This is a genomic window from Sphingobacterium sp. BS-2, from assembly GCF_046161205.1.
GTDB lineage: Bacteria > Bacteroidota > Bacteroidia > Sphingobacteriales > Sphingobacteriaceae > Sphingobacterium > Sphingobacterium mizutaii.
Genome location: NZ_JBIXGO010000017.1, coordinates 207,274 through 222,125, shown reverse-complemented (window position 1 = coordinate 222,125; position 14,852 = coordinate 207,274). Strand labels below are relative to the sequence as shown.

Below are 14,852 nucleotides of genomic sequence, written 5' to 3'. Positions count from 1 at the left end.
TTTGTATTTAAATGTTTTAATTTTCTTAATTAAAGTGAAACTCCACGTCTCCAAGGAATGAAATCATCTTGCCCAAGCTTAACAGCCTTAGCAGTTTGTTCTCCACTCGCAACAGCAATGACATAATCCAATATGCGATGAGCGGCTTCCTCAATACTTTCTTCTCCATCGATGATGGTTCCGCAATTGAGGTCGATGGCATCGTTCATTTTATTGAAAACTTTTGTATTGGATGCCACTTTGATCACAGGGGTTATCGGATTTCCAGTTGGAGTCCCCAAGCCCGTTGTGAACAGCACCACATTGGCACCTGCAGCAACTTCGGCTGTCGTACTTTCCACATCATTCCCAGGAGTACACAACAGGTTTAGCCCAGGACCATTGGCCAATTCGGGATAATCAATTACCGCCGCCACAGGGGAAGTTCCACCCTTTTTCGCTGCACCAGCAGATTTAATCGCATCCGTAATCAAACCATCGCGGATATTTCCCGGTGATGGATTCATATAAAATCCAGATCCATCTGCCTCTGCCTTTGCATTGTAGGTCCGCATCAATTGAATGAATTTCTCGGCGGTAGGCTCATCTACACAGCGATCGCTCAATTCTTGCTCCACCCCACATAACTCTGGAAATTCAGAAAGTATCACCGACCCTCCCAAGCTCACCAACATATCTGAAAGATATCCTAATGCCGGATTTGCTGAAATACCGGAGAAACCATCTGAACCACCACATTCCAAACCAATGCACAATTTATCCAATCCAGCTTCTTTGCGTTCCAATTTATTGGCTTCTACCAAGCCCGTGAAGGTGGATTTGATAGCCTTTTGCATCAATTCCTGTTCAGTTCCTTCAAACTGCTGCTCAAAAACAAAGAGCGGTTTATCAAAATTAGGATCACGCTTGGCAATCTCCGCTTTCAAGATGGAAGCTTGAGCATGCTGACAGCCCAAACTAAGCACTGTCGCACCGGCTACATTGGGATGTGTGATATACCCAGCCAATAAACCACATAATGCATCAGAGTCCATTCTAGTGCCACCGCAGCCCATATCATGGTTGAGAAACTTTACACCATCCACATTGGGAAACAGCCTCTTTTTTGTTTTATTCTCTCTAGCAGCACTTAGATCTACTGACATTAAATCGTCAACAGAAGCACCGCTTTGATACCTGGAAATCAACTCATCAACCTCATCAGAATAATCCTTTGATTCAACTTGATAACCAAGCTTTTCTTCCAAAGCAGACTTCAAGGTCAGCACATTTCTGTTCTCACAGAACACCAATGGAATCACCAACCAATAGTTTGCAGTACCAACGGCTCCGTTACTCCGGTGATACCCTCGGAACGTCTTCCCTAGGAATGCAGAAACATTTGGCTGCTGCCACTCTAATTTCCTTTCTCCTAACTTAAAATCATCAGCTGCATGACGCAGGTTGTTTACATCCAGTAGCTCGCCGCTTTCCAGGTCTTCATTCACCTTTCCAACCAATACACCGTACATGTAAACCTCATCGTCCTTGCGAAAAGGACCAATAGTAAACTTATGCTTCGCAGCAACTGCCCTTTTCAGGGTAATATCTTTCCCTTCAAACTTCAGGGAATAGCCAGCTGGCAGGTCGCGAAGAGCTACCAGGACATTATCTTTTGGATGGATTTGTAAAAACTCCAATCTCTCTTTTTCCATTTGGTACTATAATTCAAATATTTGTTCCATCATTACCCATTTTTCGCCAGGTTTAGATCCTGGAATAGACTGCTGATATTTCCACATCAATTGCTCCCAAACCTGTACAGCGGGGTTCTCAGCATCCATTTTATCTTTGCGCTCAAAACTAAAGCTTTCATCCACCTCCATAATCATAAACAGTCGATTAGCAAAGCGATATATATCCATTACCGTCACGCCAGCGTCGGTAATCGACTTTTTTATTTCCGCAGAAACGCGCCTATGGTGATCTTCATATTCAGCGATCATTTTTGGATCATCCACTAAATCCAAGGCCATGGCATATCTTTTAATACTCATATTCTATTTATCAATGTCCTTGTTTAACAGTTAGCTTGTCGCTCTTGTTTTGGGTAGCAAACAAGGCCACCACCAAGAAACAAACCAACACTACAAAATATCCATACTGCATGTGTCCCGTCAAATCAGATACATAGCCCAAGACAGGAGGCAATAATGCCCCTCCCACAATGGACATAATGATCAAACTTGAAGCAGATTTGGTGTCAGCACCAGTACCTTCAACCCCAATTGCAAAGATCGTCGGAAACATGATCGACATAAAGAATGCAATGGCTACCATGCTATAAAGCGTGATAACGCCAGTCCCAAAAATACAAAGCAAGGTTAGCAAGGCCGAAATTGCCGCATAATACAACAACAGCTTCGCAGGAGCGATATAACGCATAAAGAATGTTCCCACAAAACGTCCTAACATAAACATCAAACCTGCTACACCAGCATAATATTTCGCATCCCTTGCCTCAATCCCTGAAACTTCCACGGCATACACAATCAGAAAACTTAAAACACATACCTGCGCACCAATATAAAAGAACTGTGCTAGCACAGCCCAAGCTACATTTTTATGTCGCAAGGCTTTTAAAAAGCCTTTTCCCTCACCTTCTTCCTCTTTCACTTCAGGAAGTTTAATAAAGAAAAAGATCAAGGCCACGACCAAAATAATGATTCCTAAAATAACATATGGCCCCTTTACCACAGCAGTTTCCGTTTGGATATAAGCCAATCGCTCCGCATCTGTCAAAGCTGCCACCTGTTCCACCGTCTTTGGATCTTCAGTCAGGATAAACTTTCCGCCTACGATTGGAGCAACAAATGCAGCCAGACCATTAAAAGATTGAGCGAAATTCAACCTTTGCGTAGCTGTATTAGGATCGCCTAAAACAGTCATATATGGATTTGCAGCCGTTTCAAGGATCGTGATACCACATGCAACCACAAACAGGGCCGATAGAAAAAACACATAGCTCATGGTGTTTGCTGCCGGTACAAACAAAAAGCAACCTACCGAAAAAAGAACCAATCCAACTAAAATCCCAACCTTATACCCATACTTCTGCATGATCAGACCAGCCGGGATCCCCATTACCAAATAAGCAATAAACACTGCTGAATCCACCAAAGAGGCTTGAAGATGGGTCAAACTGAAAGCACTTCTTAGGTGAGCTATCAATATAGGGTCCAGGTTATGGATAAATCCCCAGAAAAAAAATAGGGATGTGATTAATACGATAGCTACAGCGTTACTGCGATTGTTCATGTTGTGGGATATAATTGAAAAACTAAATACGAGATATTTCAGCAGAAAGTATTGAACTATATTACCTAATTAATAAACTATTTTACCATAGTCTGCCTTTGCAATTCAATTTTTATGAATAAATTAGACATCATGATCATCAAACAACTTGCTGTCCCTAAAACTGAAAATCAAAGTTTCCAGATGCGCAGGGATTATTTCCCTAAGTATCAATCCATCTGGCACTATCATGAGGAATGGGAATTGGTTTATGTGAAAAAAGGGTCTGGAACCCTGTTTATTGGTGATCGCATCAAAAGTTTCCATGCTGGAATTGCGGTGTTGATCCCTTCTCAGATCCCACATTATTGGCTATTTGATGAAATATCCAACCCCGAAAAGCCCGAAGAACCCATTGATTGTATCGTGGTGCATTTTATCCATGATTTTGGCATAGAGAAGTTATTGCATGCCCCTGAGATGATTCAAATCAAACAGTTATTAGACCAATCGAGCCGAGGAAGGTATATTTCCATCGATCAAGATGGATTTTTTGACAGCCAGATCCAAAAATGCATCCAATCTAGCGGAATGATCAAATTTTTCCTCCTCTTTGAGTGCTTGAATGCGGTTCCTAACCTATTATCGGAGGAATTGATCAGTGAAAATTACTCTATCCTGAATCAGTCTGAAGACCAGTTTAGGATGAATAGCCTAATGGGCTACATCCGCGAAAACTATAAGCACAAAATCATGCTTCAGGACTTGGCAAAGGTAGCAGGGATGACTGAAAACTCATTTTGCAGGTATTTCAAGCATAAAACCGGTAAGACACCGGTGCAATTTATCAATGAAGTAAGGATTTCGCATGCCTGTTTTCAATTGCGAAACAGTAATATCAGCCTCAAGGAAGTCTGCTATGATTCTGGATTCAACAATTTTGTGAGCTTCCACAAGTCTTTCAAAAGCATTACAGGCACCACCCCCAACCAGTTCAGGACTTAAGGGACCAGTCAATAGATCTTGGTAAAATTTCCCGAAAGCAAACCATTTTATTTTTTCAATTAATATTAAACAATATTTTTGCAGGCAGAATCACACTGCCATGAACAAACTTTATAGATTTTTAAACTTACATTTTGGAGAAGAAGCCAAAGACAAAGTTTTAGAGAATGTAACCTCCAGCATTTCCTTTCGAGGAGCCAATGTTTGGATTTTAGCCTGCGCCATTGTCGTGGCCTCGGTAGGCTTGAATGTAAACTCCACGGCGGTCATCATTGGAGCCATGCTTATTTCTCCATTGATGGGACCTATTGTGGGTGCCGGCTTTGCATTGGGCACCTATGACTTCACCTTATTGAAAAAATCGATAAAGAATCTGGCCATCGCCACGATCGTCAGCCTATTTGTATCCTTTTTATACTTTCTTTTAAGCCCCTTTAAGGAAGCCCAATCAGAATTACTGGCTCGTACAGCACCAAACATTTACGATGTCCTCATCGCTTTCTTTGGCGGCTTAGCCGGCGTCATAGCCCTAACCAGGGTAGAAAAAGGTAACCCAATCCCAGGAGTAGCCATCGCCACTGCATTGATGCCTCCCCTTTGTACCGCAGGCTATGGACTAGCCATCGGAAATTTCAGTTATTTCGGCGGGGCACTGTATCTATATACCATCAACTGTTTCTTTATCTGTATATCCACCTTCTTAATTGTCAAATTACTGAAATACCCTAAAGTAAAATTTGTTGATCAAGCCAAGGAAACACGCATCACAAGGACCATCAGCACCTTAATCTTGGTGATATTGATTCCAAGTTTCTATTTAGCCTACCTCCTGCTTCAAGAAAAGAAATACAGCCAAAATGTTGATAATTTCATACAGAATGAGTTTGTAAACAAGGGCTATACTCTAATATATGAGAACACCTATTTCAATAGCAGACCAAAGAAGATAGAACTAGCCTTCTTGGACAAAAAATTCGACTCCTTGGAAATCAAGGATCTGAACATGAAATTAGCTTCATACAACATTGAAAATACAGCGCTTTTGATCAGACAGGATAGCACCGACCTAAAAAGGGATATCTTGGCGGAGATCAATAGGCAGTCCCGCAATGTTTCCGAGAAAGATGTAACGATCCAGAATTTAAGGAAAGAATTGTCTACCTATACATTTGACGATCAAAACCTGATCAAAGAAATCAACATCCTATTCCCGGAATTGGCCCCTTATAGCATAGGAAAGCAATTGGTAGTCGTTTCTCCAGATAGCAGCCACTATCAAAACATCATTACCTACAATGCTCAAAAACCAATAAATCCGGATGAGCTGGACAAATTAAGGAAATGGCTGGAAAACAAACTGCAAACAGGGAATATCCAAATCGTAAGGACAAATCAATAAAAAACAAAGGGAGGCATTTCAAATTGCCTCCCTTTGCTTTTATTTATATTCTTTCTTGGAATTTAAGGCGAGATAGCCAAATACTCCAGCTAACAATGAAGTCAATAAGATCGAAAGCTTAGCCTCTGAAACATGTTCTGGATCGTTAAAGGAAAGGATTGCGATAAAGATGGACATGGTAAATCCGATACCAGCCAATAAACCAACTCCGATAATATGCTTCCAATTACTTCCTTCAGGCAATGAACTCAGTTTAGCCTTCGTACATAAAAAAGAAGTTAATAAGATACCGATCGGCTTACCGACCAATAAGCCCAATGATATTCCCAGACCCAAGCCGGAGGTCAAACCGCCTAGCATTTCCTTTTCCAAGGTAATATTGGTATTTGCAAAAGCAAAGAGCGGAATGATCAGAAAATTTACTGGCTTGGTCAATGCATGCTCAAGGCGCTCCAACGGCGATTCAATAGCCGTATCATTGGTAGGAATGGTCATCGCCACCAAAACCCCAGCAATAGTCGCGTGGATACCAGAATGGTGGATAAAGTACCAAATAAACACTCCCGGGATCAAATATAGATAAGGATTCAACACATTGAACCTATTCATCAAGATCAGAACAACCATTCCTGCAGCTGCATAGTATAGATAAGTCAATTCGATACCAGATGAATAGAAAAAGGCAATAACCAAGATCGCTATCAAATCATCCACGATAGCCAATGCCGCTAGAAATATCTTAAGACTGGAAGGAATTCTATTTCCCAGTAAATTGATCACTGCCAATGCAAAAGCAATATCCGTTGCCATTGGAATCCCCCAGCCGCTTGCAGTCTCCTGTCCTGCATTAAAAGATAAATAGATCAAGGCTGGAACAACAGCACCACCAATAGCACATAGAATCGGCAAACTCGCTTTCTTAGGGGAAGACAGTTCACCCTCTACAATTTCACGTTTGATCTCTAAGCCTACCAATAAAAAGAAAACAGCCATCAGACCATCATTGATCCAGAGTAGAACAGAATATTTCAAGTGGATGGATTCAGTTTCAAATCCTAATGGCAAGTCCAAAAGATTTTGAAGGGATGCCGCCAAGGGACTATTTGCAATGATCATGGAAAGGATAACACATAGAAACAACATGATCCCACCCGCGTTACTTGACGCAAAGAAATCCTTAAAAACGTTCAGATTAATTAATTTAGCCATAGGTAATTATATATTTTTATTTTTCTCCCAAATCCCCACATCCGAAAACTTCGTTTCCGAATTATTAAAAACAGGGTCTTTCCCTTCTTTCCGTTGTTGGTTGTAATCCTTAAAAAGTTTCAAGACCTTATTGTGCAACAAAATAATGGCGATCATGTTTAGCCAAGCCATCATTCCTACGCCAATATCGCCCAGATCCCAAGCCATCTTGGCTGTTGAGACACATCCCAAATAGACTGAACCCAGAATCATTACCCTCAGAACCCAAATCAGGGCGGTCCTACTCCTATTTTTACCGATAAAGCTCACATTACATTCTGCGATATAGTAATAAGCCATGATCGTCGTAAAAGCAAAGAACATCAATGCGATTGCTATGAATCCTGCTCCTAATGAAGGGAAATGTTGCGAAACTGCCAATTGGGTAAACTCCGGTCCAGCTTCAACCCCAGGGATATGCTGTACAATAAAGCCTCCTGCGGAATCCGCAACATTATATTGACCCGTAAACAGGATCATCAAAGCAGTAGCTGTACAAACGAATAAGGTATCCACATAAACGGAAAAACCTTGTACCAAGCCTTGTTTTACCGGATGGCTCACTTCGGCAGCGGCTGCCGCATGTGGAGCTGTACCTTGCCCCGCCTCATTGCTATAGATACCACGTTTCACACCCCAAGAAATAGCAGAACCAACTATTCCTCCAAATGTAGCCTCTAAATTCAAGGCCGATTGGAAGATCAATTTAAAAACCGCTGGAACTTGTTGGATATTCAGGACAATGATGACTACAGCCATCAAGATATAGGCACCTGCCATAAATGGAACTACATATTCAGCAACTTTAGAGATCCTTTTTACTCCGCCGATGATTATAAAACCCAAAAGCAATACTAAAAAGATCCCAATGACCATTGGCGAGAAGTCAAAAGCCGACTTCATAGCCAATGCAATGCTATTACTCTGTACACTTGGCAATAAAAAGCCCGTACTGATAATGGTCACAATGGCAAAAACCCACGCAAAGACCCTACTCTTTAATCCTTTTTGGATATAATATGCCGGACCACCACGATATTGCCCATCCTTCTCTTCCTTATATAATTGGCCAAGCGTTGCTTCAATGATCGCTGAAGAGCTGCCCAAAAACGCAATGATCCACATCCAAAACACGGCTCCTGGTCCACCCATTCCGATCGCTGTGGCTACTCCCGCAATATTGCCAGTCCCAACACGGCCGGAAATGGCCAATGAAAATGCCTGAAAAGAGGATATTCCCTTTTTGGAACTATTGCCTTTAAAGAGAAGTCGGACCATCTCTTTCAAATAAATTAACTGGGGAAATTTAAAGCGAATCGTAAAATATACTCCAGCCAAAAGGCATAAGTACACCAAAGCATCACTCCAAACTATACTATAAATTTTATCTATAATTTCCTGCATAAATCCGTCCCTCAATTGGTAGGTCCGCTAAAATATAGAATACTTCCAATGCTTTACAGAATTATTGCATAGATAATCTCTATACATCACGCTAATTTTATAGAAATAATTGACCCAATTTTTCTATAAAATACAAGCAGAAAATTTAAGGGAAGGATAATTTTAACCAATATCCATAGCATAAAAAAAGCATCTTGATCCAGTTTTACCTTTCATCAAGATGCTTCTTACATTTCAGAAAATATGTTCTATTTAGATTTTTCTTCTGTAGACTTTACTGTAGTCTTATGTTTCCAGGGGTCTCTAGGCCTTTTTTTACCGTATGATCCCATGATGATCTTTCCTTTTCTACTTTTTTTATCTCCTTTTCCCATAAGCTAGTTATTATGTTATTGTTAAATAAAAATATATTTTGGATTCTCAAGTTACTAAAAATGAGGCGTATTACAAAATAAGCTAAAAAGGAAAGGACTATAAAAAAAACAGGGTTATTGAAATAATAACCCTGTTCAAATACCCCATGAAGGCGAACTTATCCTCTACTATTGTAGTTAGGTGCCTCTTTAGTGATTTGGATATTATGAGGATGAGACTCACGCAATCCAGCTCCCGTAATACGGACAAACTTCGCTTCTTGTAATTTTTCAATGGTTGCAGCACCACAGTAACCCATAGAAGCTCGCAAACCACCGATATATTGGTAAACGACTTCTGCTAGGGTACCCTTATATGGCACGCGACCTACGATTCCTTCTGGAACCAATTTCTTGATATCATCTTCCACATCTTGGAAATAACGATCCTTAGAACCTTTTTCCATAGCTTCTACAGACCCCATTCCACGATAGGACTTGAATTTTCTACCTTCTAATAAGATGGTTTCACCTGGTGCCTCTTCAACACCTGCAAATAAGGAACCTGCCATAATGGTGTTGGCACCAGCAGCAATCGCTTTCGCTATATCTCCGGTCTGTTTGATACCACCATCAGCGATCAAAGGAACTCCAGTTCCTTTTAAAGCCTTAGCGACTTCATAAACTGCATATAATTGCGGAACACCTACCCCTGCGATAATACGGGTAGTACAGATTGATCCAGGACCAATACCAACTTTCACCGCATCTGCACCAGCATCAGCGAGCATTTTTGCCGCATCTCCGGTAGCAATATTACCTACGATCACCTGAAGGTTCGGGTAAGCCGCTTTTACTTCTTTTAATTTATTGATAACCCCTAGAGAATGTCCATGCGCCGTATCAATAGTCACCACATCAACACCAGCTTTAACTAAAGCTTCAACACGTTCTAAGGTATCTGGAGTCACACCTACCGCTGCTCCAACCAAAAGACGACCATGTTCATCTTTTGCTGCATTAGGATAGTGTTTGTATTTCTGAATGTCTTTAAAAGTAATCAATCCTTTCAAAACACCGTTTGTATCAACTACAGGAAGTTTTTCGATTTTGTGGTTCTGAAGGATTTCCTCAGCCTTGATCAAATCGGTCCCTTCAGGAGCAACTACCAAATTGGTTTTGGTCATCAATTCACTGATCGGACGAGCCATATCCTTTTGGAAACGAAGGTCACGGTTTGTAACAATCCCAACCAATTTACTTTCCAAATTAATCACTGGAATACCGCCGATTTTATGATCTTTCATGATCTGAAAAGCATCACCAACGGTAGCATTTTCCAATAAGGTGACCGGGTCTTGGATCATTCCGCTTTCCGAACGCTTTACTTTGCGCACTTCAGCAGCTTGTTCTGCGATGGTCATATTCTTATGTAACATACCGATTCCGCCTGCCTGAGCAATCGCTATCGCTAAATCAGCACCCGTTACAGTGTCCATAGCGGCCGATACCAAAGGAATATTTAATTTGATTTTCTTAGTTAAGAATGTACTTGTGTCTACGTCACGAGGTAAGATTTCTGAATATGCAGGAATTAATAATACATCGTCGTAGGTAAGTCCTTCTTGTACGAATTTTTGTGGATCTAATTGCATAGCAAATATTAAATGGGGTTTCCTATTTGCGAGGCAAATTTACGAAAATTTATAAAATAATAAAACTCTAAATAACTATTTACATAAAATCGACATTAGTCACCCACTACCGGAAAACAGGTATTTGAGCAATTAGTTAAAGGAATGTTAAATTTTTGGCAAGCTAATTGCTAATCATGTATAAATTAAAGTTTAATTAACACAATATTTATGAAAAAGACATTACTATCATTAGCAGCTGCAGCTGCATTAGTTTTTGGTTTTAACGAAGCAAAAGCTCAGACTCCTTATAAAACAGCAATCGGTTTAGCTATTGACTTAGGTGATGGCGCTACTTTGTTCGGTCCACAGATCAAACATTCATTCGGTGGTAACAATGCGGGTAACGCTCAGGTATTATTCGGTGACAACTTCACTGCTGTTGGTGCTGACTACTCTTACAACCAACAATTCGCTGGTACTAACGGTTTAGGATGGTATGTAGGTGTTGGTCCTCAATTAGGTTTCGGTGGTGATGAGACTTGGTTTGCTGTACGTCCAGCTGCTGGTCTTGAGTACAAAATCCCTGCTGCTCCTTTAGCTCTACATTTTGATTGGAAACCTTGGTGGAACCTTTCTCATGAGTCTAACTTTGAAGCTGCACGTTTTAGCTTAGGATTTAAATTCACTTTGAAATAAGCTGAATTAAAATTTATAAAAAAGGCTTTTCGCAATTAGCGAAAAGCCTTTTTTAATTTGGTCTTACTTAAATCCCCTTAAACCAGTCTTGGAACATATTCCCAATAAGGGGAACCTCCTTTTCCTTCCCATTGATCGCTCCTATCAAACCGATTACCCAAAAGATAAACAATGCTGTAAATGCTACATAAGCAACTATCCCGCCTGCTGCTGGAATATAATGCAATACTCCCGCTACAAGCCCCAATACAAATAAGCCCAAGTTCTGGCGGATATGGAACTTGACAAATGGATCGTTCTTTTCCCTGTTCAGGATAAATGCGACCAATAAACCGATCCAAGTCAAATAGGAAATTATCCCAATGCCCTTATTATCTTGATTCTTTACCTCATTCAATTTCAATTCATTTCTGTCCATATTTTTTTGATTATTAGTTTCTAGCTGTGCAATGGCCAATGTATAAATGACCTGAACTGCAAACTTATCGAAATACAACATGGCAAGGTATCCCTGAATTCAGGGCATTTTCAGGTAATCGTTCAAACTTCGACCTTTATGCCATGAAATAGGAGCCTTTCCAAAGAGCAAAAAGATTAACCCAAAAATAACACGGAAAATTAGGTTTATGACATTCCAATTCTATCTGAAAATGAAGACAATATTTAATAACAACTTTTTCCGTATTAAGTTTGATATACTATTTTCATTATATAATTTTTTTATACCTTTGCGAATCTTGGTAAAATATTATTAAGCTTAAAAAAAACATAAAAAACCATAATTTATTACGATTAGACAATGAGTAAAGGGCTGATTAAATTTTTGGTGATAGTGGTTTCCTTAGCGTGCCTCTACTCCTTATCATTCACTTTTGTAACTAGAAAAGTTGAGAAAGACGCAGCGGAATACGCCAAAGGCGACATGGCTAAAGAAAAAGCCTACCTAGATTCCATTGCTGGTGAGGAAGTATATAATATAGGTATTGCTAAATTCACTTATCGCGAAGCAAAATCCAATGAAATTGCGCTAGGCTTAGACCTAAAAGGTGGTATGAACGTTACAATGGAAATTTCATTGAACGAATTGATCGCCAATTTAGCGGACAATCCTAAGGATGCAAACTTCAACAAAGCATTAGAGAATGCAGTGAAAAAAAGTAAAACAACCAACACTTCGTTGATTGAATTATTTTTGAATGAATATAAAGCTACTGGTGCTACCACGCCGATTGCTACTTTCTTTGCTACAAAAGATAACTCCGCAGTAATCACGGGTAACAGCTCTGAATCGGATGTCCGTAATTTCTTGGACAAAGAAGCAGACAACGCTATCCAAAACTCCTATAAAGTTTTGCGTACGCGTATCGACAAATTCGGTGTAGCTTCTCCAAACATCCAAATCCAACAAGGAACCAACCGTATCTTAATCGAATTACCTGGTGTAAACGATGAAGAACGCGTTCGTAAGCTATTACAAGGTTCTGCGAAATTGGAATTCTACGAAACTTATCAAAATCCACAGGTATATTCTTTATTAGAAAATGTGAACAGAACCTTGGCAACAACTTTGAAAGCTAATAAACCAGCTGCAAATGTTGCTTCTGATTCTACCGCTGCAACTACTGCGGCAGACAGCACTAAGAAAGAAGAAAACTTATTGGCAAAATTAGGGGCTAACCAAAAATCTTCTGACTCTGCATCAGCTGACTCTTCAGCACAACCAAATGCAGCAGCATTAGCGGAAAACCCTCTATTTGCCGTATTATCCCCTTCTACCTTCAGCCAAAATGGCCAACAACAATTGGCTCCTGGTGCCGTAGTAGGTTATGCTAACTTAAAAGACACTGCTAAAGTAAATGCTTTGCTTGCTCGTCCAGAGGTAAAATCGATTATCCCTGGAAACTTGAAATTGTTATGGGCTGTAAAACCTGAAAACAATGCAAAGGATTTCCTTTCGCTTTATGCGATCAAAACTACTGGAGCTGAAAACGGCCCAGTAATGACAGGTGAGGTGATTACCGATGCCCGTGAAGGTTTCGACCAACAAAACAGCCCTATCGTTTCTATGGAAATGAATGCTGATGGTGCTCGTCAATGGAAACGTGTAACTGCCCAAGCTGCTCAAAACAGAGATGCAATCGCTATCGTTTTGGATGGTGTGGTATATTCAGCACCTGGTGTAAACGAAGAAATCCCTAACGGTAACTCTCAAATCTCTGGTAACTTCACTATTGAAGACACGAAAGACTTAGCAAACGTATTGAAAGCTGGTAGGCTTCCTACAACAGCTAAGATCGTGGAAGAAGCTATCGTAGGTCCTTCATTAGGTCAAGTTGCTATTGATTCAGGTGTTAACTCAGCTGTTATCGGTATTATCGTGGTTATGGCGTTCATGATCGCTTATTACAACCGTGCGGGTATCGCAGCGAATATCGCGGTAATCTTCAACGTATTCTTCTTAATGGGGGTTCTTGCTTCCTTGAATGCAGTACTGACCTTACCAGGTATCGCAGGTATCGTATTGACGATGGGTACCGCGGTGGATGCAAACGTACTGATCTATGAACGTATGCGTGAGGAACAAGCGCTTGGTAAATCTCCGCGTCAGATTGTTGCCGATGGTTATAAACATGCCATGCCTTCGATCCTTGACTCGCAGATCACTACATTCTTGGTAGGTTTGATCCTATTCTTTACAGGTTCTGGTCCAATCCAAGGTTTCGCAACAACGTTAATGATCGGTATTATTACCTCTTTGTTCACAGCGATTTTCATCACTCGTTTGATTTTCGAATACATGTTGAGCAAAGACATGAAAATCACTTTGTCATTCCCTTGGTCAAACCATACCTTGAAAAATGCCAACTTCCAATTCATCAAGAAAAGAAAAGTTGCTTATGGAATTTCATTAATCGCCGTGATCCTTTCATTTGCTGCCATCATGGTCAAAGGTTTCTCTTATGGAGTTGACTTCCAAGGTGGTCGTACTTATACTGTACGTTATGATCAAAACGTTGCTCCTGAAGAAATTCGTGAGAACCTAGACAATATCTTTGGTACTACAACAGAGGTTAAGACTTTTGGTAGTGAAAACCAATTGCGTATCACAACTTCTTATCATATTGAAGAAACAAGCGATGAAGCTGACAAGGAAGTATTAAGTAAATTGAATGAAGGTCTTTCTAAAATTCAAGGAAACAAATACGAAATCCTTTCTCAACAAAAAGTAGGACCAACCATTGCAAGCGACATCCGCGACCGTGCTATCTATGCTTCAATCTTCTCGATTATCGTGATTGCAGCTTATATCTTGGTTCGTTTCCACAAATGGCAATATTCAGCTGGTGCAGCGATTGCAACAGTACACGATGCGATCATCCTATTGGGTCTATTCTCGATCTTAGATGGTATCGTTCCGTTCTCATTAGATATTGACCAACACTTCGTTGCAGCGATCCTAACTGTATTAGGTTACTCGGTGAACGATACGGTGGTTGTATTTGACCGTCTTCGTGAATACTTGAAGAAACCAAATGCACACCATGAAGATATGGGAACTACCATCAACAAAGCGATCAACTCTACATTGAGCCGTACCGTGATTACTTCATTGACTGTAATCTTCGTGTTAGCTGTATTGTTCGTCTTTGGTGGTGAGGTTATCCGTGGTTTCTCATTCGCTATCCTTGTGGGTATCGTAGTAGCTACTTACTCTTCGATCTTCTTAGCGGCTCCTGCTATTTATGACCTAAGTGCTGGTAAACACTTAGCAGATTCTGCCAAAGAAAAAGACAAAAAACAAGCAAAAGTAGTAACTCCATAACTTTTGGAATC

At 40.4% G+C, this 14,852-nt stretch carries 12 protein-coding genes; 4 read left to right on the top strand and 8 right to left on the bottom strand.

Annotated elements, in window-relative coordinates:
- Positions 1–29 precede the first annotated feature (29 nt).
- Genes ACK2WI_RS09780 through fucP form a run of 3 tightly spaced genes read right to left on the bottom strand, consistent with a single transcriptional unit; the run spans position 30 to position 3,297 of the window.
- The gene (locus ACK2WI_RS09780; protein WP_409150580.1) at positions 30–1,694 is read right to left on the bottom strand and encodes a UxaA family hydrolase; all 1,665 of its coding nucleotides are present in this window, start codon (positions 1,692–1,694) and stop codon (positions 30–32) included.
- A gap of 6 nt (positions 1,695–1,700) precedes the next feature.
- On the bottom strand, positions 1,701–2,030 hold the full coding sequence (locus ACK2WI_RS09775) for an L-rhamnose mutarotase (protein WP_093097687.1): 330 nt from the start codon (positions 2,028–2,030) through the stop codon (positions 1,701–1,703).
- Positions 2,031–2,046: 16 nt separating this feature from the next.
- Positions 2,047–3,297, bottom strand: a complete 1,251-nt coding sequence (fucP, locus tag ACK2WI_RS09770) for an L-fucose:H+ symporter permease (RefSeq protein WP_093095161.1) — start codon at positions 3,295–3,297, stop codon at positions 2,047–2,049.
- Between the two features lie 114 nt (positions 3,298–3,411).
- Between fucP and ACK2WI_RS09765 the strand changes: the two genes are divergently transcribed.
- Both ACK2WI_RS09765 and ACK2WI_RS09760 read left to right on the top strand, forming a co-directional pair.
- A complete protein-coding gene (locus ACK2WI_RS09765; RefSeq protein WP_409150578.1) occupies positions 3,412–4,281 on the top strand; it encodes a helix-turn-helix domain-containing protein in 870 nt (289 codons plus the stop codon).
- Between the two features lie 100 nt (positions 4,282–4,381).
- Positions 4,382–5,680 carry a DUF389 domain-containing protein gene (locus ACK2WI_RS09760; RefSeq protein WP_409150577.1) on the top strand — a complete coding sequence of 433 codons (1,299 nt, stop codon included), beginning with the start codon at positions 4,382–4,384 and terminating at the stop codon, positions 5,678–5,680.
- Between the two features lie 39 nt (positions 5,681–5,719).
- Here ACK2WI_RS09760 and nhaA read toward each other — a convergent pair whose 3' ends face one another.
- The 4 genes from nhaA to guaB form a co-directional block, all read right to left on the bottom strand.
- On the bottom strand, positions 5,720–6,889 hold the full coding sequence (gene nhaA, locus ACK2WI_RS09755; RefSeq protein ID WP_409150575.1) for a Na+/H+ antiporter NhaA: 1,170 nt from the start codon (positions 6,887–6,889) through the stop codon (positions 5,720–5,722).
- Positions 6,890–6,895: 6 nt separating this feature from the next.
- Positions 6,896–8,332 (bottom strand): alanine/glycine:cation symporter family protein, encoded by a 1,437-nt coding sequence (locus ACK2WI_RS09750; RefSeq protein WP_313368009.1) that lies wholly within the window; start codon positions 8,330–8,332, stop codon positions 6,896–6,898.
- Positions 8,333–8,580: 248 nt separating this feature from the next.
- Positions 8,581–8,706 (bottom strand): 30S ribosomal protein THX, encoded by a 126-nt coding sequence (locus ACK2WI_RS09745; protein WP_093095150.1) that lies wholly within the window; start codon positions 8,704–8,706, stop codon positions 8,581–8,583.
- Positions 8,707–8,864: 158 nt separating this feature from the next.
- A complete protein-coding gene (guaB, locus tag ACK2WI_RS09740) occupies positions 8,865–10,340 on the bottom strand; it encodes an IMP dehydrogenase (protein WP_093095148.1) in 1,476 nt (491 codons plus the stop codon).
- Between the two features lie 210 nt (positions 10,341–10,550).
- On the opposite strand from guaB, the gene ACK2WI_RS09735 reads away from it, so the two are divergent.
- Entirely contained in the window at positions 10,551–11,018 is a 468-nt protein-coding gene (locus ACK2WI_RS09735) for a hypothetical protein (protein WP_093095147.1), read from the top strand.
- A gap of 67 nt (positions 11,019–11,085) precedes the next feature.
- Here the strand turns inward: ACK2WI_RS09735 and ACK2WI_RS09730 are convergent, their stop codons facing one another.
- Positions 11,086–11,436 carry a DUF4870 domain-containing protein gene (locus ACK2WI_RS09730; RefSeq protein ID WP_409150573.1) on the bottom strand — a complete coding sequence of 117 codons (351 nt, stop codon included), beginning with the start codon at positions 11,434–11,436 and terminating at the stop codon, positions 11,086–11,088.
- A 381-nt stretch (positions 11,437–11,817) separates the two neighbouring features.
- Here ACK2WI_RS09730 and secDF point away from each other — a divergent pair, with 381 nt between their 5' ends.
- Positions 11,818–14,841 carry a protein translocase subunit SecDF gene (gene secDF, locus ACK2WI_RS09725; RefSeq protein WP_409150572.1) on the top strand — a complete coding sequence of 1,008 codons (3,024 nt, stop codon included), beginning with the start codon at positions 11,818–11,820 and terminating at the stop codon, positions 14,839–14,841.
- The last annotated feature ends 11 nt before the right edge of the window (positions 14,842–14,852 follow it).